This is a genomic window from Methylocystis rosea (assembly GCF_003855495.1).
Classification (GTDB): domain Bacteria; phylum Pseudomonadota; class Alphaproteobacteria; order Rhizobiales; family Beijerinckiaceae; genus Methylocystis; species Methylocystis rosea_A.
In genome coordinates, this window is record NZ_CP034086.1 from 2,728,613 (window position 1) to 2,752,239 (window position 23,627).

At 63.6% G+C, this 23,627-nt stretch carries 22 protein-coding genes; 15 read left to right on the forward strand and 7 right to left on the reverse strand.

The features are described from left to right. Window positions 1-78 precede the first annotated feature (78 nt). The 9 genes from EHO51_RS13220 to EHO51_RS13260 all read left to right on the forward strand — a co-directional run bounded on the left by EHO51_RS13220 (window position 79) and on the right by EHO51_RS13260 (window position 8,935). Complete coding sequence (locus EHO51_RS13220; RefSeq protein WP_124739272.1) at window positions 79-912, forward strand: methanobactin precursor domain-containing sigma factor; 834 nt, start codon at window positions 79-81, stop codon at window positions 910-912. A gap of 79 nt (window positions 913-991) precedes the next feature. Then, the gene (mbnB, locus tag EHO51_RS13225) at window positions 992-1,819 is read left to right on the forward strand and encodes a methanobactin biosynthesis protein MbnB (RefSeq protein ID WP_124739273.1); all 828 of its coding nucleotides are present in this window, start codon (window positions 992-994) and stop codon (window positions 1,817-1,819) included. Further along, entirely contained in the window at window positions 1,797-2,381 is a 585-nt protein-coding gene (gene mbnC / locus EHO51_RS13230) for a methanobactin biosynthesis protein MbnC (protein ID WP_124739274.1), read from the forward strand. Before mbnB ends, mbnC begins: the two co-directional genes overlap by 23 nt. Beyond that, window positions 2,378-3,679: a multi antimicrobial extrusion protein MatE gene (mbnM, locus tag EHO51_RS13235; protein WP_124739275.1), complete on the forward strand. Its 1,302-nt coding sequence runs from the start codon at window positions 2,378-2,380 to the stop codon at window positions 3,677-3,679. Before mbnC ends, mbnM begins: the two co-directional genes overlap by 4 nt. Then, window positions 3,676-5,322 (forward strand): methanobactin biosynthesis FAD monooxygenase MbnF, encoded by a 1,647-nt coding sequence (gene mbnF, locus EHO51_RS13240; RefSeq protein WP_124739276.1) that lies wholly within the window; start codon window positions 3,676-3,678, stop codon window positions 5,320-5,322. The genes mbnM and mbnF overlap by 4 nt, the downstream gene beginning before the upstream one ends. A gap of 51 nt (window positions 5,323-5,373) precedes the next feature. Next, window positions 5,374-6,384 (forward strand): sulfotransferase family protein, encoded by a 1,011-nt coding sequence (locus EHO51_RS13245; protein ID WP_124739277.1) that lies wholly within the window; start codon window positions 5,374-5,376, stop codon window positions 6,382-6,384. A 144-nt stretch (window positions 6,385-6,528) separates the two neighbouring features. Then, complete coding sequence (gene moaA / locus EHO51_RS13250; protein ID WP_124739278.1) at window positions 6,529-7,581, forward strand: GTP 3',8-cyclase MoaA; 1,053 nt, start codon at window positions 6,529-6,531, stop codon at window positions 7,579-7,581. A gap of 3 nt (window positions 7,582-7,584) precedes the next feature. Continuing rightward, window positions 7,585-8,460 carry an NAD(P)-dependent oxidoreductase gene (locus EHO51_RS13255; protein WP_124739279.1) on the forward strand — a complete coding sequence of 292 codons (876 nt, stop codon included), beginning with the start codon at window positions 7,585-7,587 and terminating at the stop codon, window positions 8,458-8,460. A gap of 157 nt (window positions 8,461-8,617) precedes the next feature. Then, window positions 8,618-8,935 carry a hypothetical protein gene (locus EHO51_RS13260; RefSeq protein ID WP_124739280.1) on the forward strand — a complete coding sequence of 106 codons (318 nt, stop codon included), beginning with the start codon at window positions 8,618-8,620 and terminating at the stop codon, window positions 8,933-8,935. Between the two features lie 103 nt (window positions 8,936-9,038). On the opposite strand, the gene EHO51_RS13265 is transcribed toward EHO51_RS13260, so the two are convergent. Further along, window positions 9,039-10,286, reverse strand: a complete 1,248-nt coding sequence (locus EHO51_RS13265) for a carbohydrate porin (RefSeq protein WP_124739281.1) — start codon at window positions 10,284-10,286, stop codon at window positions 9,039-9,041. A gap of 458 nt (window positions 10,287-10,744) precedes the next feature. Between EHO51_RS13265 and EHO51_RS13270 the strand changes: the two genes are divergently transcribed. The 4 genes from EHO51_RS13270 (at window position 10,745) to EHO51_RS13290 (ending at window position 16,314) form a co-directional block, all read left to right on the forward strand. Continuing rightward, a complete protein-coding gene (locus EHO51_RS13270; RefSeq protein WP_124739282.1) occupies window positions 10,745-12,430 on the forward strand; it encodes a lysine--tRNA ligase in 1,686 nt (561 codons plus the stop codon). Further along, window positions 12,430-12,978: an RBBP9/YdeN family alpha/beta hydrolase gene (locus EHO51_RS13275; protein WP_124739283.1), complete on the forward strand. Its 549-nt coding sequence runs from the start codon at window positions 12,430-12,432 to the stop codon at window positions 12,976-12,978. Before EHO51_RS13270 ends, EHO51_RS13275 begins: the two co-directional genes overlap by 1 nt. 133 nt (window positions 12,979-13,111) lie before the next feature. Then, the gene (locus EHO51_RS13280; RefSeq protein WP_124739284.1) at window positions 13,112-14,869 is read left to right on the forward strand and encodes a di-heme-cytochrome C peroxidase; all 1,758 of its coding nucleotides are present in this window, start codon (window positions 13,112-13,114) and stop codon (window positions 14,867-14,869) included. Between the two features lie 242 nt (window positions 14,870-15,111). Beyond that, window positions 15,112-16,314, forward strand: a complete 1,203-nt coding sequence (locus tag EHO51_RS13290; RefSeq protein WP_124739285.1) for an alpha/beta hydrolase domain-containing protein — start codon at window positions 15,112-15,114, stop codon at window positions 16,312-16,314. Here EHO51_RS13290 and EHO51_RS13295 read toward each other — a convergent pair. From EHO51_RS13295 to EHO51_RS13315, 5 genes are all read right to left on the reverse strand, one after another. Next, window positions 16,311-16,814 (reverse strand): TspO/MBR family protein, encoded by a 504-nt coding sequence (locus tag EHO51_RS13295; protein WP_124739286.1) that lies wholly within the window; start codon window positions 16,812-16,814, stop codon window positions 16,311-16,313. The two genes, EHO51_RS13290 and EHO51_RS13295, sit on opposite strands and share 4 nt — an antisense overlap. Before the next feature lie 58 nt (window positions 16,815-16,872). After that, window positions 16,873-17,769 carry a hypothetical protein gene (locus EHO51_RS13300; RefSeq protein ID WP_124739287.1) on the reverse strand — a complete coding sequence of 299 codons (897 nt, stop codon included), beginning with the start codon at window positions 17,767-17,769 and terminating at the stop codon, window positions 16,873-16,875. A 134-nt stretch (window positions 17,770-17,903) separates the two neighbouring features. Further along, the gene (locus EHO51_RS13305) at window positions 17,904-19,124 is read right to left on the reverse strand and encodes an alpha/beta hydrolase (protein ID WP_124739288.1); all 1,221 of its coding nucleotides are present in this window, start codon (window positions 19,122-19,124) and stop codon (window positions 17,904-17,906) included. Between the two features lie 242 nt (window positions 19,125-19,366). After that, the gene (locus EHO51_RS13310; RefSeq protein ID WP_124739289.1) at window positions 19,367-19,816 is read right to left on the reverse strand and encodes a host attachment protein; all 450 of its coding nucleotides are present in this window, start codon (window positions 19,814-19,816) and stop codon (window positions 19,367-19,369) included. Between the two features lie 211 nt (window positions 19,817-20,027). Continuing rightward, window positions 20,028-20,330, reverse strand: coding sequence for a hypothetical protein (locus tag EHO51_RS13315; RefSeq protein WP_124739290.1), 303 nt, complete (start codon window positions 20,328-20,330; stop codon window positions 20,028-20,030). 497 nt (window positions 20,331-20,827) lie between these two features. Between EHO51_RS13315 and EHO51_RS13320 the strand changes: the two genes are divergently transcribed. After that, the gene (locus EHO51_RS13320; protein ID WP_124739291.1) at window positions 20,828-21,226 is read left to right on the forward strand and encodes a carboxymuconolactone decarboxylase family protein; all 399 of its coding nucleotides are present in this window, start codon (window positions 20,828-20,830) and stop codon (window positions 21,224-21,226) included. A 212-nt stretch (window positions 21,227-21,438) separates the two neighbouring features. Next, the gene (locus tag EHO51_RS13325) at window positions 21,439-21,729 is read left to right on the forward strand and encodes a GIY-YIG nuclease family protein (protein ID WP_124739292.1); all 291 of its coding nucleotides are present in this window, start codon (window positions 21,439-21,441) and stop codon (window positions 21,727-21,729) included. 190 nt (window positions 21,730-21,919) lie between these two features. On the opposite strand, the gene EHO51_RS13330 is transcribed toward EHO51_RS13325, so the two are convergent. Then, window positions 21,920-23,548 (reverse strand): CTP synthase, encoded by a 1,629-nt coding sequence (locus EHO51_RS13330; protein WP_124739293.1) that lies wholly within the window; start codon window positions 23,546-23,548, stop codon window positions 21,920-21,922. Between the last annotated feature and the right edge of the window lie 79 nt (window positions 23,549-23,627).

Genomic DNA, 23,627 nt, shown 5'->3' on the forward strand with positions numbered 1-23,627 from the left:
CCCTGAAGGCCATGAGGGCGCTTGGGGTTGATGCGTTTTGGATAATCGGCGCGCTTGGAGACAAGCGGGGAGGCGCTGATGCAGAAGTCCCATGAGACGATCGACCGACTGTTTAGAAGCCACCATCGCGATCTGATAACGCGGGCGCGCCGCGTGATCGGCTCGGGAGACGCCGAAGACCTGGTCCAGGAAGCCTATCTCAAAATGCTGGAAAGCGACCGTGGCGAACTGATTTCGAATGCGCGCGGCTATGTGTCGAAGATGACGTGCACGCTCGCGATCGACAATCTTCGGAGGCAAAGAACGCATGCCAGAGCGCTGGCCGAAGACGGCGCATGGTTCCAGTCGCCCGCTCGAGACACGCAAATCACGTCGGCCCTCGACGCATTCGGCCTGGCGCGGGACGTTCAAGCGGCTCTGAGGCAATTGCCGCGATGTTGTCGTCAGATATTCTTCATGAGCCGGATCCTGGGCTTCAGCCATGCTGAAATCGCGCAGGAAATCGGCGTTTCCTTGAGAACGGTCAATCGCAGCCTGGGTCGGGCGCTCGAACATTTCGATCGCGCCTTCGAGGTCGCGCCTTCGAGCGTGCCGATGGAGACGCAGAGCGTTAAGCCGAAGGCCGCGCCAAGCGATGCCTTGATCGAAGCTGGCGCGCCGCGCCTTCGAAATGCGCCAAACCTCAAAATCTCGACGGCTCGAAAAAATTCTCGTCCCAAGCTGTCCGATTTTTGCGGCCTCGCTCGTCATACCATTCGGGTCCCGCGTTCTGCGGAGCCCGTCTGGTCTCTCCAGACGAAATCAAAACAGGAGGCCTTCATGACCATCCGTATCGCCAAGCGCATCACCCTCAATGTCATTGGCCGCGCCAGCGCCCGCTGCGCGTCGACCTGCGCCGCCACCAACGGCTAAGGACGGTTTGTTTGCGCCGTTGGCCCCCGGCCAGCGGCGCAAGCGACGTTCGGCGCATCAAGACGAAGGCGGCAAAGAGATGCGACTTGGCTTCAATTTCACGCTCGGCGACACCTATGACATGGCTCAGAGGCTGATCGGCGAAGGGCACATCGATTATTGCGAATTTCTTATCGACAATTTTTTCTGCGTCGATCCAGACGAATTGGCCAAGGCGTTCGATTGTCCAGTCGGGTTGCACATTATGTATTCGAAGTTTCTCGAAGCCGATCGGCCGACGCTCGTCGATTTCGCCGCTCGGCTTCGAGATTACATCGACGCGCTGAACCCGATTTACGTCTCCGACCATATTCTGCGCTTTTCTCACGAGGGGCGCGCTTTCTTTCACTTAGGCGAAATCGATTATTCCGCCGAATATGAATCCGTGCGCGACAAGGTCGTGCAATGGCAGGAGATCGTCGGACAGCGCATTCATTTTGAGAATTACCCGTCCATCATGGACGGCGGGGTGGAAGCGCCCGCTTTCTTCGAACGCCTTATGAAGGAAACAGGGGCGGGCGTGCTGTTCGACGCCTCCAACGCCGTTTGCGCCAATCGCAACTGCGGGACGCCGTTCGAAGCCTGGCGCAACGTCATCGCCGCGGCCCAGCACTTCCACGTCGCCGGCTACCGGCAGTCATTGATCGAGCCCTTCATTTCGCTCGACACCCATGCCGAAGCGCTGGCGCCGGACACGCTGGCCTTCCTTCAGAATTATCGATCGGTCTTCGACAAGCCGGGCGCAACGATGACCTATGAGCGCGACGACGAGATCGAATTTGACGCTATCGTCGCCGATCTAAAGGTGTTGCGGGACCTGTTCGGCCAACCGGAAGAAAGGCGTCATGACCTTGCTCTCACTGCCTAGTCGGACTGATCGCGACCTTTACCCCGCGCTGATGTCGCCGGAGCTGAACGCAAAATATCCTCCCGATCATAAGGCGTTCGTTCGGATCGACGTGAGCCTGCGCATCTTTTGGCACACGCTCTTCGACATTTGCCCGGAGCTCTTGGAACTTTCCGGTCCGGACGGCATGTCGATTTTCCGGCCGTTCATGGCCTGGGCTGGAGAGAAGAAACTCGCTTTCGACTGGTCCTATTATCTTTGGGTCTATGTTTGGCTGCGCGAGGAATCTCCATTTAAAGACCGGCTGTTGGCGGACGACAAATATCTCCGCTCGATCATGGCGGCGTCCGCCGCGCGGTGGGCGATCCTCGATCGCGGTCGAAGCCGCGGGATTGTTATCGGATGCGCCGACACGACGGATCTCGTCATCGGCTGGAAATGCCGTAGCGTTCGCCTCGGACGAGAGATCGAGCTTGTCGAACCCGAGGAGCCGTTGCCGGCGCCTCCTGAGCTGTTCGGCTACTTTACTTTGCCGGGCTTTGAGCTCGACATATTTCCGGGGTGGCAGAGCCTCGCGCGATGACGAGCGCGCCGTTGTGGCGCGGATACTGGTTCCTGTTGGCCAGCACGTCCGCAGCCGCCTTCATCATGCAGATCGACCTCGCCATGGTTGCGCGATTGGGCGGCCGCGCGTCGGGCGCCTACGCGATTCTGATGCGCATCACGCTGCTCGATGTCGCGGTCACCATCGCTTCCGCGGCCGTCGCCGCCATTGCGCTCGGCCATGCGCAAAAGAATGGCGAGACGGCTGATGCGATCGAAAAGACCTGCGCGCTCTCCCTCGCGCTTGGCGTCGCGACAGCGATTTTCGGCTTCTTCGCCTATCCGATTTTCCTTGACGCCCTGATGGGCGACGCCGCCGCCGCTCCCTATATCGGCGCCCCGATTCTTTGGCTCGTCGCCGGCGCGCCGTTCCGCGTTCTTTCAAACACGCAAGGATTCCTGTTGCACGCGCTTGGACGCGGCGGCTCGGTTCTCACGTGGAAGCTCGCCGAAATTCCAGCGAAAGCCGGGGCCAACGTCCTGTTCATGCAGACGTTCGGATTGGGTTTCGCCGGCTGCTTTCTCGCGGGCTGCGTCGTCGCCGTCGCCTCGTCTTTTTGGTTATGGAGTCGGCTGCAAACGCATGGCGCGCGCAAATTGCGTCTTCCCGAACTCGCCTTTGCGCGCTCCTTTATGAGCGGAACCTTCTGGGAAGCGCTGCGGGTGCTGTCGCCGCAGGCGGCGATGCTCTTCTCGCTGACGCTCTTCTCACTGCCCTGGCATTACGCCGCGAACGGTCAACGCCTCGACTCCTACGCGGCCGCGCAGACCTTCATGCTGTTCATTCTTGGTCCGCTCATTACGCTGATGCGCTATCTCGCCATTTACCTTCCCAAGCAATCTACCGGGGATTGGACGTCAGCCCTTGCGCCGGTGATGCGCGTCGGCGCGCCAATCGCGCTGACGGCCGCCGTCTTGCTGCTATTGGGGCGCGATTGGATCGGGGACGCTCTGTACCGCCAACACGGAGCCTGGTGGTCCGTTTTCATCGCCTGCTTGGCGCTTTCCATACCCATCCGATTCATCGGAAGCATCGTCCGAGGACTAACGCTCGCTCGGAGCGCCTTCGCAGAGCTGACCTCCGTCGATGTGCTTGCGCAGTGGCTCATCGCGCCGCTGTTCATTCTGTTCGGCCTCTCCGTTAACCGTCCGGAGATCGCCTATCAATCGCTGATCTGGCCTGAAATCGTCGCTGTTTTCTTGCTCTGGCGCGGGCTTCGATCCGCGCCAGAGGAGCCGATGGCCGTTTCGTTGCCCTCTGAAGGACATGTGCAATGAGCGTGGAGCGAGTCCCGGTTCTGATCGTCGGCGCCGGCTATGCCGGTCTGTCTGCGGCGACGCTGCTCGCATGGCGCGGCGTCCCCTGCCGTCTCGTCGAGCGACGCGCGTCAACGTCGCGACTGCCGAAAGCGCATGGGATCAACCGCCGCAGCATGGAGGTTCTGCGCGTCGTCCCTGGCTTGGAGGATGCGCTGTTTGCGGCAAGCCGCACTGGCGCCAACGAATCCACGCTCATCATCGCGGAGTCGGTCACGAGCCCGCCGATCGAAACGCTCGTCACCAAGACCTCGCTCGACGCAACGCCCGTGTCTCCCAGCAGAATATGCACCGCCGGCCAGGATCGCGTCGAACCCGTGCTGCTGCGCTTCGCCCGCGAGAACGGCGCCGACGTTCGATTCTCGACGACGCTAGAGCGCTTCTCGCAGCGGGATGACGGCGTCGAAGCGATCCTGCGCGATGAAGCGTCGGGACAAGAGACGACGGTTTTTGCCGACTACATAATCGCGGCGGACGGCGCCGGCGGCACGATCCGCGATGTCGGCGGCGTCAAGATGGAAGGCCCCGGCGTTCTCGCCGATACGATTTCGGTGCTGTTCGAGGCCGATCTCGACGCCATCCTGCCAGGCGGGGGATTTGCGCTCTATTATCTGCGCAATCCGGCGTTCAGCGGCGCCTTCGTCACCTGCGACGAGCCCAATCACGGCCAGATCAACATCGAATATGATTCCTCCCGCGATCAGGCGGCCGATTTCGATGAAGAGCGATGCGAAGAGCTCGTTCGCCAATCTCTTGGCGTCCCCGATCTTGCAGTAAAGATTCTCGACATTCGACCCTGGCAGATGGCCGCTCTCCTCGCCGATCGCATGTCTTTTGGCCGCGTATTCCTTGCGGGCGACTGCGCCCATATCACGCCGCCCGTCGGCGGGCTCGGCGGACAGACGGCGATTCAGGACGCCGCCGACCTGGCGTGGAAACTTGCGCTCGTCGTCAAGGGCGAAGCTGCGCCCACGCTGCTCGACAGCTATGCGATCGAGCGTAGGCCCGTCGCGCGGATCGCGATCGCGCGGTCCATCGCCAATTATGTCGAGCGCCTCCTGCCCGATCGTCAGGACATCCGCATTCGGGAAGACGAATACGGCCTTCTCGAAACATCTATGGGCTATCGCTATCGCTCTGACGCAATCATCGCTGATGAATTCGACGACGGCGCATGCGTCGAAGATCCTCTTCGCCCGAGCGGCGCGCCGGGAACGCGTCTGGCGCATGTCTGGTTGCGGCGCGGCGATGAGACGATCTCCTCTCACGATCTGATCGGCCGCGATTTCATGCTCTTTACCGGCCCCGATGGCGGCGACTGGATTGAAGCGGCGCGGCGCATCGCCCTGCGCTCGAAAGCGCCGCTCGGCGTCTGCCGCCTCGGCTTCGACGTTGACGATCCCGAAGGGCTGTTTCTGCCGCGCCTGCGCGTTTCGCCTGAAGGCGCGCTCCTCGTGCGTCCCGACGGCTGCATCGCCTGGCGTTCGCGCGGCGGAAACCCCGATCCGCTCGCGACGCTCGAAGCGAGTTTTGCGCGCGTGCGCGGTTTCGACACGCGCCAATCCAGGGGCCGTCACGCGGCGACGCTCGCCGACGCAAGCTAGGCGCAACCGCCTCATCCTGCTCCAAAAGTCTTCGCAAAGGAGAGTGGTCGAATGTCCATGCTTTCGCCGGAACTCCACGCGCCCTTCCGGTCAGAACCGATCCTGGCGGTTGATCCGAAGCGGCTCGAAACGATCCAGGCCCCCTACCAGGACTTCAACCGGCTGTCGCGGGCTAGCGGCGCCTTGGAGACCTTGCCCCTTCGGGCCAAGCGTCAATTCCGCTCCTATTATTTTTTCAATCCGCCAAAATGGCGGGTCTGGGCGCGTTCGCTCGGCTCCAGCGAACGCATGGCGCCGTCCTTCGCATCGATTGGCGCGGTGCGCTCCGGCACGTCATTCCTCTCCTCTTACATTTTTCAGCATCCGCATGTCGTGCTGCCGCTGTCGAAGGAAATCTCCTTCACGGAGACGATGCGCGAACTCATGGCGCATTTCCCGACGCTCGCGACGCAAAGGGCGGCGGAGCGGCGCAACGGCGGCGCGATCACCGGCTACTGCACGCCGGTGATGCCCAATCCCCTTTGGATATTTCTGGCGCAGTCGATGTTTCCAGACATGCGGATCATCTGCGTTCTGCGCGATCCGGTGGCGCGCACCTTTTCGCACTGGCGATGGGATCAGAAGCGGTTCATCAGCCGCAAGTCGCAGGACCCGCATTGGAAGGGCTTTCCGGACCTTCAAACCTTGATCGAAGCCGAAAAGGCGATGATACGCGGCGGCGGGATGGAGCCGCACGCATTTTCCGGCGCGCGCGCCGGCTATTTGCGCCACAGCATCTACGCGCCCTTTCTGCGCCTGCTGTTCGAGAAATTCGGCAGAGACCGCGTTTTCATCGTCGATGCGGCGGAGTTTTTTCGCGACCCGCGATCGACGGCGAAGGAGATTTACGGGTTTCTCGGCCTGCCCCAAGTCGAGCCGCTGGTGATCGAGGAGCAAAATCCGGGTCCCCCCGGAACGCTCGAGGACGACCTTCGGGAGAATTTGGCCGAGTTCTTCCGGCCCTACAATGAAGAACTCTACGCTCTGCTGGGGAGGGATTTCGGCTGGGGCGCCAGCCGATAAGAGGCGGCATCCCGCAGCGAACGTCGCCTTGCTCCTGGCCCGGCCTCGGCGTCCCGGCCCTCGGCGACCCGACGGGTGGGCTTCACGCGACCGCGTTCCGGCAATATATGGAGGACGCCGAATTTCCGCCGGTTCGAGGTACGGATGAACGCCCACGCCAGAGGGCCTGCAATTGCGACGCCCGCGGTCGCCGCGCAGGCGCCGCTTGTCGACCCATACGGCCGGACGATCTCCTATCTGCGCGTCTCCGTCACCGATCGTTGCGATTTCCGCTGCGTCTACTGCATGTCGGAACATATGCAATTCCTGCCGCGACGCGATCTGCTGACGCTCGAAGAGCTCGACAGGCTGTGCTCCGCCTTTGTCGCGCGCGGAACCAAGAGACTACGCATCACCGGCGGCGAGCCGCTGGTGCGTCACGACGTGATGAAGCTGTTTCGCGCGCTGTCGCGCCACCTTGTCTCGGGCGCGCTGGAGGAGCTGACGCTGACCACCAACGGCTCGCAGCTTGCGCGCTTCGCCGCCGAACTCGCCGATTGCGGCGTGCGGCGGGTCAATGTCTCGCTCGATACGCTCGACCCCGATCGTTTCAGGGCGCTGACCCGCACCGGCGCGCATGCGCAGGTTCTGGCGGGCATCGCCGCCGCCCGCGCCGCCGGCCTGAAGGTGAAGCTCAACGCCGTCGCGCTGAAAGGCGTCAATGAAGACGAGTTCACGACGCTCGTGCGCTTCGCCCACGACAGCGGGATGGACATGACCTTCATCGAAGTGATGCCGCTCGGCGAACTCGATGGGCCGGAACGCGCCGATCAATATCTGCCGATGCAGGAGGTGCGCGATCGATTGAGCGAATCCTTCACGCTCGATGAAATCGACTATCGCACCGGCGGCCCCGCGCGTTACATGCGTGCGCGCGAAACCGGCGGACGCATCGGCTTCATCACGCCGCTCACCCATAATTTCTGCGAAAGCTGCAATCGCGTGCGCGTCACCTGCACCGGGACGCTGTATATGTGCCTCGGCCAGGAGGACGCGGCCGACCTTCGCGCGCCGCTGCGCGAAAGCGCCGACGACGCGCTGCTGCATCAGGCGATCGAGGCCGCGATTTTGCGCAAGCCCAAGGGCCACGATTTTGTGATCGATCGAACCGCGCCGGCGCCCGCCGTCTCGCGCCACATGAGCATGACGGGCGGCTGAGTGATGGAGCCCACATCCGTCGCTTTCATCGGCCTTGGGGTCATGGGCTATCCCATGGCCGGCCATCTTCATCGCGCCGGCCACAAGGTGCGCGTCTATAATCGCACACCCGCCAAGGCGGAGAAATTCGTGGCCGAATTCCCCGGCGCCGAAGGATTCTCGACTCCCGCCGAAACGGCGAACGGCGCAGAATTCATCTTTTCCTGCGTCGGCAATGACGACGATCTGCGCGCCGTGACGATCGGCGACGGCGGCGCCTTCGCGGGCATGTCGGCGGGCGCAATCTTCGTCGACCATACGACGGCCTCGGCGGAGGTCGCACGGGAGCTTCACGCCGCGGCGGCCGAGCGCGGGTTCGGCTTCATCGATGCGCCCATTTCCGGCGGCCAGGCCGGGGCGCAAAAAGGCGCGCTGACCGTCATGTGCGGCGGCGATCCGTCCGCTTTCGCCAAGGCGGAGGCGGTGATCGCCTGCTACGCGCGCGCCTGCCGGCTGATGGGGCCGCCCGGCGCCGGGCAGCTCACCAAGATGGTCAACCAGATCGCCATCGCCGGCCTGATCCAGAGTCTGGCGGAGGCGCTGCATTTCGCCAAGGCGGCGGGCCTCGAGCCGGAGAGCGTCGTCGATCTGCTCAAGAACGGCGCGGCGCAATCGTGGCAGATGGAAAATCGCACGAAAACAATGGCGGCGAATGAATTCGACTTCGGCTTCGCCGTCGAATGGATGCGCAAGGACCTCGCGATCTGCCTTGGCGAGGCGCGGCGCAACGGCGCGCGGCTGCCGATCGCGGCGCTCGTCGACCAGTTCTACGCCGAGGTGGAGAAGATGGGCGGGCGGCGCTGGGACACCTCGAGCCTCATCGCCCGGCTCGAGCGATAGGGCGGATTTAAGGCAAGTCTTAAAATTTTATGACTGCGGCGGAACCATTAGCGGGGCCGCTGCGTTTCTCCCCCGCAAAAGAGGAAGCGTCCAGGTTCGCATCGTTCGAGTAGCGAGCCGGGGAAAAATTCCCGATCACCCTGTGGGAGCCCTATTAATGGCCGTTTCGCGCGAAAGCCCTTTCGCAAGCCGCACGTCCCGGATCGTCCTCGGATTCACAGTCGCCATCTGCGCGGTTGCTGCTGTCGCAGCCGCGCCCTCCGCGTCTGATCCGAAGACTCAGTCCGCCGCCACTGGCGTCCAAGCCGCCGTGAGCCTTAGTGACGTCGGCATGCGTCCGCTTGCGCACGGACCGGCAATCCGAGTGGGGCGCGCTTACGGCGCCGAGGATGAAGATTGCACGCTCGTCATCACGCCGAAGGCTGACGAGCGGGGTCGCGTCCGTTACATGCGTAGCGTCTCCTGCGCCAATTGACGCCGAGAGTCGCGCACCCGGATTAGGCCAAGGGGCTGGCCTGAGGCGAGGACCGTTCGGAAACGGACGTCTTCGCCTTTTTCTTTTTGAGCCGCCGTTTTCCTTAAAATATCGTCTGGAGACGCAGGCCGAGATAGCTCGCCCGCGCCCGCAGCGGATTCCACGGATCGATGATCTGCACGTCCCCCGAAAGCCGCAGCCATCGGGTCACTGCGAAATTGTAGAAGGCCTCGACGCCGCCTTCGCTGCGACGATTGATCCGCCGCGCCGCCAGGCCGGAGAGGAGCGGCTGGGTCAGCCCGTAATGGTAATAGCCGACGCCCCAGCGATCGTCCTCACGACCCGTCATGAGATTGTAGCCGGCGAGACCGACGAGCATGCTCCATCTGACCGGATTGGGATTGCCGTCCGACAGAGTCGCGAGCGTGAACAGACCCCAGCCGAGTTTGGGGTCCGTGGCGCTCTGCACGAAATATTGCTGGACGGCGTAGGAGACGAACCAAAAGCCCTTTTTGGTCAAGCCGCGAAGGCGCGCGATCGACTGTCGGGTTTCGCCGATGTCGTCGAGGTCGAAACCGCGCGCATTGCTGTAGGCGAAGCGCAGCGTATGGAATCCGTTGAGGCCGCCGATCTCGACGGGGACGGTCGCCATCAGACCGGCGCCGACGCCGCGCTCGAACGGCCGCGTGATGACCCGCGCCTGCTGCGCGTTGCGCGGATCGGCGACCATGACCCTGAGGTCGAAATATTTGGTCTTAAGCGCGGCGACGCCGCCCAAGAGATAAGGCGGCGCGATAATCAGACGGTCGGCGACGCTTTCCGGCGAGCTGACGCCGATGCCGGTCGAGGGCAGCGCGAAGGCGCGGTTCATGAAGGTGTCGATGCCGCCGCCGCCGACGAGCGGCGTCTGCGCGGCAAGCGTCAGCATGTTGAACTTGCCGATCGTCACCGAAAGTTCTTCGCTGAGCTCCTGCGTCAGCGTCATCGACAGCGCCGAGTGATAACCGTCGCGCTCAATAAAAGCCTGGGCGACGTTGACCGGCAGCAGCGCGAGATCCTGGCGGTTCACGTTACGGCCGAAGTAATGCTCATATTGCGCGTTGAACTTGAGTCCCTTCCAGAAGCCAAGCTTTTCGCCGTCGACCCGCAGAAACATGTCCATCTTGCCGCCGTAGCGCGCCGTCCGGTCGATCGCGCCCGCGGGAATGCCCTGAAAGAACTGAGTGACCCAAACGTTGACGTCGATGCCCAAGCGGCGCAGCTCGTCCTTGGGCCCGCCCGGCGTATCGGTCAGCGATTTCTGCTTGGCGAGCGAGACGAGACTGTCTTCGGCCGAAGCCGGCGCGCCCATCGTCGCGACAAGGGCTGCGACGCTGGCGCCGGCCGCGGCGATTAAGATCCCCGCGCGTCGCCTTTTCGGGGAGGCCGGCCCGCTCCATTCCCTCCGCCGCCACATCTCTCTTCGGCCTTCCCGCCAGCCAGATCGGTGAATCACGCTCTGTCGAGCTTAACGCCATGACCGCGCTTGTCCATCCAAGCCAAAGACCCTTCGGAAGAAGGGCGCAAATACCTCCCCCCTTGCGGGGAGGTCGCTCGCCGAAGGCGAGCGGGTGGGGGAGCTGCTGCGCGCTTCGAGAAATCACCCCACCCGGTTCGCTTCGCGAACCACCCTCCTCGTCAAGGGGAGGGAGTCGCGCCTCTTCTTGCTTTTAATCGGATTGTTTTGACACTGCTCCTTCTTCGTTGACGCCCCGAGCCCCTCTCCCTACTGTGCCGCGCTTCCCGCTCAGATTGGCCAGTTCGCATCCCATGTCCGCATCGCTCCTATTGTCGCCCGAACTCGTCGAAGCCGCGCGCGTCTCGCCCGCCTGGCCGTTCGAAGAGGCGCGAAAGCTGGTCAAACGCGTGGAAGCGAGCGGTCAGAAGAGCGTGCTGTTCGAGACCGGCTACGGTCCTTCCGGCCTGCCGCATATCGGCACCTTCGGCGAGGTCGCCCGCACCAGCATGGTGCGCCGCGCCTTCGAAGTCATGACCGAGGGCAAGATCGCGACGCGCCTCCTCGCCTTCTCCGACGACCTCGACGGGCTGCGCAAGGTCCCCGACAACATCCCAAATAAAGAACTCGTCGCCGCCAATCTCGGCAAGCCCCTGACGCAGGTGCCCGACCCTTTCGGCACGCATTCGAGTTTCGGCGCGCATAACAATGCGCGGCTGCGCGCCTTCCTCGACGCCTTCGGCTTCGAATATGAATTCGCGTCGTCGACGGAATATTATCAGAGCGGCCGCTTCGACGCCGCACTGAAGCATATGCTCGCGCGCTACGATTCGGTGATGAAGATCATGCTCCCGAGCTTTCGCGAGGAGCGCGCGGCGACCTATTCGCCCTTCCTGCCGATCCATCCCACGACCGGCATCGTCATGCAGGTCGCGCTGACAGGCTATGACGCAGAAGCGGGCACGATCTCCTGGACCGATCCCGATACGGGCGAGGCCTTCACGACGCCCGTCACCGGCGGCCATTGCAAGCTGCAATGGAAGCCCGACTGGGCGATGCGCTGGTATGCGCTCGACGTCGATTACGAGATGGCCGGCAAGGACCTCATCGATTCGGTGAAGCTCTCGGGCGCCATCGTGCGCGCGCTCGGCGGGCGCCCGCCGGAAGGCTTCAACTACGAACTGTTTCTGGACGAAAAGGGCCAGAAAATCTCCAAGTCGAAGGGCAATGGCCTGACGATCGAGGAATGGCTGACCTACGCCAGCCCCGAGAGCCTGGCGCAATTCATGTTTCAAAAGCCCACGGCGGCGAAGCGGCTCTATTTTGACGTGATCCCGCGCGCGGTCGACGACTATCTGAATTTCCTCGACGCCTATCCGCGCCAGGACTGGAAGAACCGCCTCGGCAATCCCGTCTGGCACATCCACGCCGGCGACCCGCCGCAGGCCGAGACGCTGGCGCATGAGGGCGACGCCAAGGGCGTGAGCGTCTCCTTCTCGATGCTGCTCAATCTCGCCGCCGTCGCCAACGCCGAAGATCCGGCCGTGCTTTGGGGTTTTCTGCGCCGCTATGCGCGATCCGCGACGCCCGAAAATCATCCCCGGCTCGACAAGCTCGTCGGCTACGCCGTCGCTTATTTCCGCGATTTCGTGAAGCCGGCGAAAACCTATCGCGCCGCTGACGAGGTCGAACGCGACGTGCTGCAAAAGATCGATGCAGCGTTGCAGTCCATGGACAAGGCCAGCGCCGAAGAGATTCAGTCGGCGCTTTACGATGTCGGCCGCGCTGCGCCGCGCTACCAGGATTTTGCCGCCAAGGGCGCGACGCCCGAGCGTCCCGGCGTCTCCAACGATTTCTTCAACATGCTCTATGAAGTGCTGCTCGGCGAGAAGAAGGGCCCGCGCTTTGGCTCCTTCATCGCGCTCTACGGCGTCGCCGAGACGCGCAAGCTGATTGAAGATGCGCTCAACGGCGCCTTTGTGGCGCGCGAAACCGCCTGATGCGCGCCGCCGACGCCGACATTCTCATCGTGCCGGGGTGGAGCGATTCCGGCCCCGAACATTGGCAGACGCGCTGGCAGGCGAAACTGTCGACAGCGCGACGCGTCACTCAGCGCGACTTCGAGAAGCCGATCCGCGCCGAATGGGAAGAGACGATCGCGCAAGAGGTTCTCGCCAGCGCGCGGCCTGTCGTGATCGTCGCGCATTCGCTCGGCGTCATCGCCGCTCTGCATGCCGCGCAACGCGTCGGCGATAAGATCGCCGGCGCCTTTCTTGTCGCGCCGCCTTCGGAAGCGGTGATCCGCGAGCTGCCGTCGGTCGATTCCGCCTTTCTGCCGATACCCCGCGCGAAGCTCCCTTTCCCGGCGGCGCTGGTCGGCAGTAGCGACGATCCTTACGCTGATCTGCTCTTTGCGCGCCAACTCGCGCAGGATATCGGCGCGCGCTTCATCGACGCCGGCGCCGCCGGACATATCAATGTCGACAGCGGCCACGGGCCGTGGCCGGAGGGGTCGCTCGCCTTCGCCAATTTCATGGCGAAACTCTAACGCGCGCGTCATCAATTCGGAGTATTGACACGCTACTGGCGATCGTCGACCCTAATGCAATGCGCTGTTCCCATGCGTTTTTGCATCGGCGTTGACGCGATTTTGTAACGGCCGTCATTGAGAAGTTTGCAAGATGAGCATCACCAAGGCATTCCGCTCCGCTGCGCTTACTGTCGCCATTCTGTTCGCAAGCGCGCCCGCTTCCATGGCGTTGGAACGCGTCGAACAGCCCTCTTCCATTCCGGGCGCCGGCCCTTGGGATGAAAAGGCCTGGAACGACTTTTACCGTACGAGCCAAGGCTCCCGCCTCATCCCCTGGGACTGGATCAGAGCGCTCAAGCAGGCTGACGGCCAACTCTTTCTTGCGGATGGACTGGCCCGCTACGGCTATCTGGCCAACCCCGCGAGTCCGACCCCGGGGCTGCCGGTCGGCTTCGTCGTCGCCGATGGCGTTTTGGGGCCTTCGTGCGCCGCCTGCCATACGCGGCAGATCGACGTCGAGGGCAAGGCCTATCGCATCGACGGCGGCCCGGCGCTCGCCGACATGGGCGCGCTTTGGGCCGATCTCGATACCGCCGTCGGGAAGGTTCTCGCGGATGCGGCGTCCTTCTCTGAATTCGCCAAGGCCGTTCTCGGAAGCGGCTACGATCCGCAAAAAGAGACCAAGCTGCGCGCCGAAGTCGATCTCTGGTATGCGCGCCACCACGCCATCACCGAGGCGGGCTTGCCCAAAGACAGGCCCTGGGGCGCCGGACGCATCGACGCCGTCGGCATGATCCTCAACCGCGTCACCGGCCTCGATATCGGACCCGGCCCGACGCATGTCATTTTAGGAAATATGCGGAAGGCGGACGCGCCGGTGCGCCCGCCGTTCCTGTGGAACGCGCCGCGGCAGGACCATACGCAGTGGCCGGGCTTCGCGGACAATGGCGACCGCATTCTGGCCATGGCCAGAAATGTCGGACAGGTCTATGGCGTCTTCGGCGAATTTTTCCCGGAGAAAGACGCCAGCCATCTTCTGGGCTTCAATTACGTCAAAGCCAATTCGGTCGACTTCAAAGGGCTGATCGAACTGGAGCGGCTCGTCGAGCGGATCGGTCCGCCGAAATGGCCGTGGCCGACCGACACGACGCTCGCCGCGCAGGGCAAGCTCATCTACCAGCGTCCCTATGAAGAGGGCGGATGCGCCGATTGCCACGGGATCGACAAAGGACAGCCGCGTCTGCTCAATCCCGACACCTGGTGCACGCCCGTTCAGGACGTCGGCACCGACGCGCGCGAATATCAATATTTCGCGCCGGAGTGGAAGGTCGACACCGGCGCGCTGACGGGCGCCTTCATTCCTTTCGTGTCGGAGCCGCTTGGCAGAACCGACGCGCCCGTCTCGGTGCTGGCGACCGCGGCGCGCGGCGCAATCCTGCAGCACTTCATTCCTGTCACGGTGAATTCGGTCGAGCGACAAAGGGCCGACGTGGCGCTCGCGCTTCTGCGGCCCTTGGTCGAAGAACTAAAGGGCGTCTACAAGATTCCGGGCACGCCGGGCGCAGGACGATGGGCTTGCCGCCGCGCGCCCGAGACGCCGGGCAAACTCAAATTTGAAGCGCGCGTCCTCGAAGGCATATGGGCGGCGGCGCCCTATCTGCACAACGCTTCGGTTCCGTCGCTCGCCGAGCTGTTGAAGCCGCCACAGGATCGCGCCACGGACTTCAAGGTCGGGCCGGCCTATGACATTTCCGCTGTCGGCTTGGCCACGGAGCAGCCGAAGTCGACCTTCCTGATGAAAACGGATTGCAACAGAGGCTCAGGCGTCAGCCATTGCGGCCACGACTTCGGAACGGCGTTAAGCGAGACGGACAAGCGCGCGCTGCTCGAATATCTGAAGACGCTGTGATCGGGGCGTCTCGGGACGCAATGTCCCGAGACGCTTCCTAGCGAAGTGACGCCTTTTTCCTAGTCTGCTTTTCCGCGAGGCAGGGTCGCCTATATCGACCTTCTTGGCGTCGCTCGCCGCGATCCGCGGCGCGCTCGGCCGCTCGGAGACGGTGTCACGTCGGCGCGGCGAGATCATCGACCTTGGGAACGGCGTGCAATTCCTGGCCACCTTTCACCCCTCCTCTCTGCTACGCTTGAAGGATGAATCGGATAAGCGCCAAGCGTGGCGGGGCTTCCTCGCCGACCTACGCAAGATCGCTCGCTGGATCGAAAAGGACGCGCGCGCGAATTAGAGGCGCTGCATTCGTAGGCTCGCTGGCGTTTGCCTACGGCGCCCACGCCGAACTGCTGAAATTCGAAACGCATCCCGAAGGCGCGAACGAGGCGGTTCACGCGACGGTGAAGCTCGACGGAACTTCTTACGAAATCGCGGGAACGCTCGCGAAGCCGGCGAAGCCGCCAAGCGGCGCAAAGGCGCTTCTGCTCGAGACGCAACCGAGCGAGGACGTGAAACCGCTGGCGCTCGAACGCGGGCTCGCCGTGTTGACGCTCGATTTTGCGAAACTCCCAGACAAAGCTCGAGCGCCGGCCTTGCGCGATGTCCTCGGCCATCTTCGCGGCGCGCTCAAGATAAAGCGCGTGCTCGGCCGCGCGCAGGGCTCGGACGCCGATGCGATGTCGGACGAAGCCCCGGCATTCGATGGGCTTTTGCTGCGCGACGCGAGTCGAGAGCCCGCCGCGCCAACGCGCTTTATCGCGAGTTGGGGCGCCGACGCCTATTGGCGCGAGAAGCCGCGCGTAGACTTCACCAACGCCGCGCCGGCGAACGGCCGTCGCTTCTATCTTGCCGGAATCGCCGCTTCGACGACGGCGACGAATTGCGCCGCGCCCGTGAACGCGCGCCCCTCGGCCCCCGCGCTGCGCGCGCTGTTCGCCGCGCTCGATGAGTGGACGGCCAAGGGCGTCGCGCCGCCTGCTTCACGCGCGCCGCTCGACGCCGATTTAGCGTCCGCGCAGGATCTAAAATGGCCGAAAATTCCCGCCCTGCCGGCGCCGCCCGAGGGGGCGCGCCGCGTCCCGAAAATCGACGCGGATGGCAATGAGGTTCCGGGCCTGCGGCTGCCCGATCTGGCGCTGCCGATCGCCACCTACACAGGCTTCAACGCGCAAAAGGACAAGAAAGGACCGCTCTGCGTCGCGGGCGCGGCGATTCCCTTCGCGGCGACGAAGGTTGATCGCGAGAAGAACGCCGACTCTCGTTCCGCGCTCGTCGAGCGCTACGGATCGCGCGCCTATTTCGTCGCGACCATGCGCGTGATCGCCGACAAGCTCGTCAAGGAGCGGCTGCTGCTGCAGCAGGACGCCGACGCCTATGTCGCCGCCGCGCGATCGGCGCCATTCTAGCGATTGAGGATAAAAATCCCGGCGTTGAGATAGGTCGCGAAGGCCACCCAGAAGGCGGTTGGCGCCAGAAAATATCCCGCGACGCGATCAAGCCGCCAGAACAGGACGATCGTGGCGACGAGGAGCGCCGCCATCGGCAAAATGACGACGAGTCCGAGCTGTGGGCTTCGCGCATAGAAAAAAGCGAAGGACCAGGCCGCGTTCAGAACGAGCTGCGCAAAAAACACGATGATCGCGGCGCGCCTGCCCGGCGTCGCCGGCTCGAGCCGTAGAATGCGGTAAAAGGCGTAGGCCATCAAAACATAGAGGGTGGTCCACGCGGGGCCAAACACCCAATTTGGCGGATTCAGCGGCGGCTTGGCGAGCGTATCGTACCAAGGGATGTTCGGCGACGTCGCGAAACTGCCGAGCACCGCGGCGGCGAGCACAGGCGCCGCGGCGGCGACTCCTAAGACGAGCCGCGACGGCCGCCGATCCGAAAAAGACGTCGAGCTGCTCATAGCGCCTCCTCGCGCCTGCTCACGCTGCGTCCCGCATATCGGGCGCAGCGCGGCGGCTTCAAGGCTGCTGCAGGGTCGGGAAAAAGACGGGCGTCGCGCCGACGCGAACGCTGTTCTGCGACGCGAACATGTCGTCCTTCAGCCAATTGGGCAGGTCGTCTTCGCGGTGGCGGCTGATGAGAGTCTTGTCGCTTTCGCCGAGATAAATGCGAATGCCGCCCCAGACAGCTTTGTAATCATTCTCGCCCACGCGGCTTTCGATGAAGCCGGTGATCGCGGAATGGCCGAGATTCCAGATGAGCGCCTCGCCGCTAAGCGCGGCCGCATGCCGCCCGCCGACGTAACGATGGCCGACCGAGATTTTGACGTTGTAGGTCGGATAGACGCTGATATCGAACATGTCGAAGAAGCGCCCGCGCCGCGGCTGCCACTGATAGGCGAGATATCCCGGTCCATAGCCCAGCGGCGTGAAGAAATGGCCCGAACTCTCCTCATAGCCGGCGATGCTGGTGAGCGAGAACGGTCCATAGTAATAGGCGCTTTCAGCGCCGACGCGGAAACGCGTGTCGTCGAGACGCTTGTCGTGAGCGATCGCGCCATAGCCGCCGATGAGACCCACGCTCGGATCGCGCCAGAAGGCGTGTCCGGCGCCGCCGCTCACGAAGAAGCCGCGATGCGCCGCCGCGATCGCGTCGACCTGAAGGCCGAAACGGTCGCCGACGGGGGCTATGATCGACCCCATCCCGCCGGCCGAGGCGTTGTTCAGACGCGCGAAGCCCACCCAGTCAGAGCCGCCGCCGAAACCTTCGAGCTTGCCGTTGACGCCGTCGACGGCGCGCTTGGGTCCGGGGTTTTCCGAGAGCGGAGCCTTCCACCAGGTCGGACCCTCGGCGCGCGCTGAAGACGCAGCGAGGGCGACCGCCAGAACGGCGAGAAGCTGACGCTTGTATGACATTGCTATTGAAGTCCCGTGGGTGATCGTCGCGAGCTGTCGACCCTAAAGGGCTTCAGCCTCGCTGGCTGTGACATTGCGGCAACAGCCCCCCAAAATAGGACCACCAGACGCATCGAATTCACAGCTGTGTTAAATTAATATTGCGTATCAATCTTTTGACCAGCGGCGCTTAGATGTTCGCTCAAATTCTCGCGCGTCGCCGGATCGACAATGGCGAAGGGCGCAGCGACCGCCGCCCCGGCCACGCCGCCGACCGCCGAAACCGCCCCCGCGGTCGCGATTCCAAGGTGATCGCCGATGCCCGGCTGGCCGTCCCTCAGCGGCTGACCCTGCGCCAGCCTGGCGCCGATGGAGCGCACGACCTGGGGAGAGGACGCGAACTTGCTATGCTCCAAAGGATCGCTGGTGGCGATGCCCGTCAGATCGACGACCTTCACCCGATCCCGGTCGAGGACCTCCTGATAGGGGGACGCCTTCGGATCGACGGCGCCCAGACGCGTATTGCCCCAGAAGCGGCGGGATGCCGCGAGCGCGTCGTCGTCGCGCGAGGCGAACAGCGTAAAGATCGAAGGTCGAACGCCGCCGATCTCGGCGATCTGACGCCGGAAGACGTCGAAATCGACGTCCGGCGAGGCGAGCATGACGTTCTGGATTTTCGATCCGATCTGGCCGTTGCGGATCGCCATCTGGCGTAGCGCTTCCAGCGTCACCCAATTGCCCATCGAGTGCGCCAGAATCGAGATCTCGCCGACGTCCCGGTCACGCTGCAGCGCCTGCAACACCAGTTCCAGGGCGTCGCGCGAATAGCTGGCGCTCTCATGATCATAGCCATATTGCAGCAGCCGGCCGCGCGACGGCCAGGTGAACAGCACCGGCGTGACTTCCGCGCGCGAGTCGTGGACGATCTGCGCGAAGCGGTAGACGGCCTCCTCGAAACGCGTGTTGAAGCCGTGGACGAAGAGCAGCACCTGCCGCTTGGGCGTCTTGCGGATGCGGGCGTTGAAGTCCGCGAGCGCCGCCTCCCTGCTCAGCACCTCGGCGCGCACGGTCGCGAATTGGATGGCCGGGTTGGGAGTCGGCCCATCCGGCCACTGCACTTCCCCGACCGCGCGCGAGGCGTCTGGCGGGATCGAGACGGCGATATCGGCGAAATGAACGCCGTGTCCGCGTTCGCCCGAAAACATGACGCCGGGCTCGGAGTCATTCGGCTGCCGCGTGGTGACGACCAGAAGATCGACGACGCTGGCGCCGGGCGCAACCTGATGCGTCGCGACAAGCGTGCCGTGCGGCCGGCTTGAACAAGCGCTGAACGCGAGCGCCAGAAGCGCCGCCAAGATAATCCGCCCGCGCCCCATACGCCGCCTGTACTCAAGTGTTCATCCGCGGCGTCGCCGCTCAGGCGAAGCCAAACACGCTCCGTCCCTCATCATTGCGGCTCAAATGCGACGGTTTCGCGCGCTGTGCGCAGCCGCACTGATTTCTTGAGAGGAATGCGCCATTATGGCCACGCTCGCTGAAGAGGCGAGCGTCGGAGGCGGGGCTGGGACGAATCGCCTCCGACTGCGCAGGGGAAAGCCTCAAAACTTTCCCCTGCCTTTCAGCCGCGGGTCAGCGCCTTTTCGATATCCTTGAGCGGATGGCGGGTCAGGTCCTTGGCGAGTTCGCCAACAACCTTGCTTTGCGCTTTGGCGGACAGCTCCTTGCGGATTTCGCCGAGCGCCTTTGGCGGCGCGATGATGGCGATGGCGTCCAACTCGCCCGACTCCGCCGCCTGATTGATGCGGTCCGCCATGGCGCGGGCGAAGCGCTCCTCCTCCAGCTCATGCCAGTCGGTATTTTGCATGGCGCTTCGACCGGGCGAGAAGGACGTGAAGCTGCGGCCGGGACGATCCGTTCCCTGCTCATGCGTCGGCGGATTGTCGTCGACGCGCGTCTCGACGACGCGAAGGTCGAGGAGCTCGGCGTCGCCGTGATTTTGAAAAAAAAGCGCCCGGCGGCCGTCACCGACCAGGACCCAGGCGCCATTGCCGACGGAAAATTCGCTCATGATGCTCCCTCGCCTCCCAACGTCGTTCTCATCAATCTGGACGTCAGGCGAGGCCGCTCGGCTGCGGCGCGCGCAGCCGCGTCATGCGGGCGTCGTATCCTCGCGGGAGTTCGGTCACAAGCCCGACAGCCGTTGCGCCCCCTTTTGCGAAGGAGCGCTCTAACGCAAGGATAGCGCGCGGCTGGGCGCGTTCAATCCGCGCTTGGCGGGCTCACGCCGCGAGTTTTTCTTTCTTGCCGTCCTCGACGGGCGCCGGCATATCCCGCGGCGCGGCGTCGCGCGACTCCGCGCGGCTTTCCGCCTTTACGGCCTTCGCCCGCAGGCGTGCGGCTTTGCGCTTGATCGCGCGCTCATTGAGCGCCCAGACCAGCCAGCAGACGCCGGCGATGCTGATGAGCGCCGTATAGGGTTCGCCAATGGCGAAAGACTTGAGGAAGGAAAAGTCGGGGGCGCATTCCTTTGCGTATTCGCAGGCGTCCGACCAGTCCTGAAACCATTGTTTGACCGCTTCCATGGTGACCTCCTCGCCGCGCGGACAATTCGACGGGCGCGCGCCCCGCCGGTCGAATCGTATAGCGCAGGCATGTGGCGAACATTGTGCGCTGCAGCATATCGCGCGTCAATTGGGCGCGGCCCGGTCAAATTGGCGCACCGCCTTGAAATGAGGCAGAAAACTCCGGCAGCGGGACCAGCTGGCGTCCTGCGTTTCTCTCCCTGTCATACGCGCGTGTCGCTCGCCGCGAGAAGCAAAACACGCGCCATTGTTACAAGCCGAAAGCACAGCGATTGAAGGGCGCTCGTGGGGTTTTTCTGACAAAAGGGAACTTAAACGCCGCAGGAGAGGAAAGATGCGAACAACGCTTGTCAAATTGATATTGCTTACCGTGATCGCCGTGGCGCTCGCAGGCTGCGGCGTGAACTATCATGTCAATCCGGGCCCCCGCACATGGCCAGCCGCCGCCAACCCTCCCAACAAATGACGCGCGCTGTCTGCATCAAACGGAAAAAATCATGGCCACGGTTCGACTGCTCAGTGACGAAGACCTCTCGCCCGAAGCGCGCGCCGTCTTCGCCGACATTCGCGCGACGCGCAAAAGCGACTTTGTCAATAATTTCTGGCGCGCGCTGGCGCATGATCCGGCGACGCTGAAGCGCACCTGGGAGAGCGTCAAGCAGGTGATGGGTCCGGGCGTCTTGGAGCCGAAGGTCAAGGAGATGATCTATATCGCCGTCTCCATCGCCCATGCCTGTCCCTATTGCATCCATTCGCACACGGCGAACGCCCGCGCGAAGGGCATGAGCGAAGAGGAATATCGCGAAGTGCTGGCGATCGTCGGCATGGCGTCGGAGACGAACCGGCTTGTGACGGCGCTCGGCGTGCCGATTGATGAGGATTATGAGGTGGGGTGAGTTGGGGTAAGGTGAGCGCTGTTGGAAAGGCCCTCTTTGGTGCTCGCCTAGTCGCATCCTCTCCGCGTCATGCCCGCGCTTGTCGCGGGCATCCACGCGGCGCCGCGCGCGAGCCTCGCAGCATTTGCGCATCTTCCTGGCGTGGATGGCCGGGACAAGCCCGGCCATGACGGTGGGTTGTCTCTCTAACGCGATGCCATCACCATGCGCCGATGCGCGGCGGCTGGGTTTACATCATGACCAATCGGCCAAACGGGACGCTCTATCTCGGCGTCACCAACGATCTCGCGCGCCGCGCCTTCGAGCACCGCGAGGGCCGCAGTCGCGGCTTCACACAAATCTATGGCCTGAGGCGCCTCGTCTGGTACGAAACGCACGACGACATCCGCACAGCGATTCAGCGCGAGAAGACAATGAAGCATTGGCCGCGCACGTGGAAGGTCCGGCTCATTCTCGAGATGAACCCGGATTGGCGCGACTTGTACGAGGACTTAGCGAACTGATCAGGAAAACGTTGAGGCGCATCCTCTCCGCGTCATGCCCGCGCTTGTCGCGGGCATCCACGTGGCGCCGCTGCGCGAACCTCGCAGCATCTGCGAATCGTCCCGACGTGGATGGCCGGGACAAGCCCGGCCATGACGGCTGAAAGATAGCGCAAACCTCGACGTAGCGCGCCGCAGCGCGGCGCACACTTCACACCAACCGGCTCTGCGCCTTCGCCGCCGCAATAAAGCTCGCGAACAGCGGATGCGGCTCAAACGGCCGCGACTTCAATTCGGGGTGATATTGCACGCCGATGAACCAGGGGTGGCCCGGGATTTCCACCGTCTCGGGCAATAGGCCGTCGGGCGACGCGCCCGCGAACAACAGCCCGCAATTCTCCAGCCGCTCGCGATAGGCGAAGTTCACCTCATAGCGATGGCGGTGGCGCTCGGAGATCTCCGTCGCGCCGTAAATGCCCGCGATGCGCGAATCCGGCTTCAACAGCGCCGGAAAAGCGCCAAGACGCATGGTGCCGCCGAGACCCTCGCCGACGCCGCGCTTCTCCAATTCATTGCCCTTGAGCCATTCGGTCATCAGGCCGACGACCGGCTCAGCGCAGGGGCCGAACTCGGTCGAATTCGCCTTGTCGATTCCGGCGAGCGCGCGGGCGGCCTCGATCACCGCCATCTGCATGCCAAAGCAGATGCCGAAGTAAGGCACGCCGCGCTCGCGCGCGAAACGCGCCGCCAGAATCTTGCCCTCGGCGCCGCGCTGGCCAAAGCCCCCCGGCACGAGAATGCCGTGCACATGTTCAAGATGCGCGGCCGGATCGGCGCTTTCGAAAATCTCCGATTCGATCCAATCGAGATTGACCTTCACGCGGTTGGCCAGCCCGCCATGCGCCAGCGCCTCGATGAGGCTCTTATAGGCGTCCTTCATCTCGGTGTATTTGCCCACCACCGCGATGGTGACTTCGCCCTCGGGATTGTTGATGCGCTGCGTCACCGCGTTCCAACGGCTCATGTCGGGCTTTGGCGCCGGCTCGATGCCGAAGGCGGCGAGCACCTGCGCGTCGAGCCCCGCCGAGTGATAGGCGCGCGGCACGTCATAGATGTTGGCGGCGTCGCGCGCCTCGATCACAGCCTGTTCGCGCACATTGCAGAAGAGTCCGAGCTTGCGGCGCTCCTCGCGCGGAATCTCGCGGTCGGTGCGGCAGAGCAGAATGTCGGGCTGAATGCCGATCGAGCGCAGCTCCTTCACCGAATGCTGCGTCGGCTTCGTCTTCAACTCGCCGGCGCTCGGGATGTACGGCAGCAGCGTCAAATGGATATAGATGCAGTGATGCGGCGGCAGATCGTTCTTGAGCTGGCGGATCGCCTCGAAGAACGGCAGGCCTTCGATGTCGCCGACCGTGCCGCCAATCTCGATGAGCGCGAAATCGACGTTCTCATTGCCATCAACGACGAACTCCTTGATGGCGTTGGTCACATGCGGAATGACCTGGATCGTCGCGCCGAGATAATCGCCGCGCCGCTCCTTGCTGATGATGTCCTGGTAGATGCGGCCGGTGGTGACATTATCCTGCTTCGAGGCCGGGCGGCCGGTGAAGCGCTCATAATGTCCAAGGTCGAGATCGGTTTCCGCGCCGTCGTCGGTGACGAAGACCTCGCCGTGCTGATAGGGCGACATCGTGCCCGGATCGACGTTGAGATAGGGGTCGAGCTTGCGCAACCGGACCGTATAGCCGCGCGCCTGCAACAGCGCGCCGAGCACCGCCGACGCCAAACCCTTGCCAAGTGAGGAGACCACGCCGCCGGTGATGAAGATGTACCGCGCCATGGGACCTAACGCCTAACGCCTTTCCAGCGATTCTAATAGCGGATTCTATCGGGCCGGGGGCGGTTGCCCCCAGCCAAGA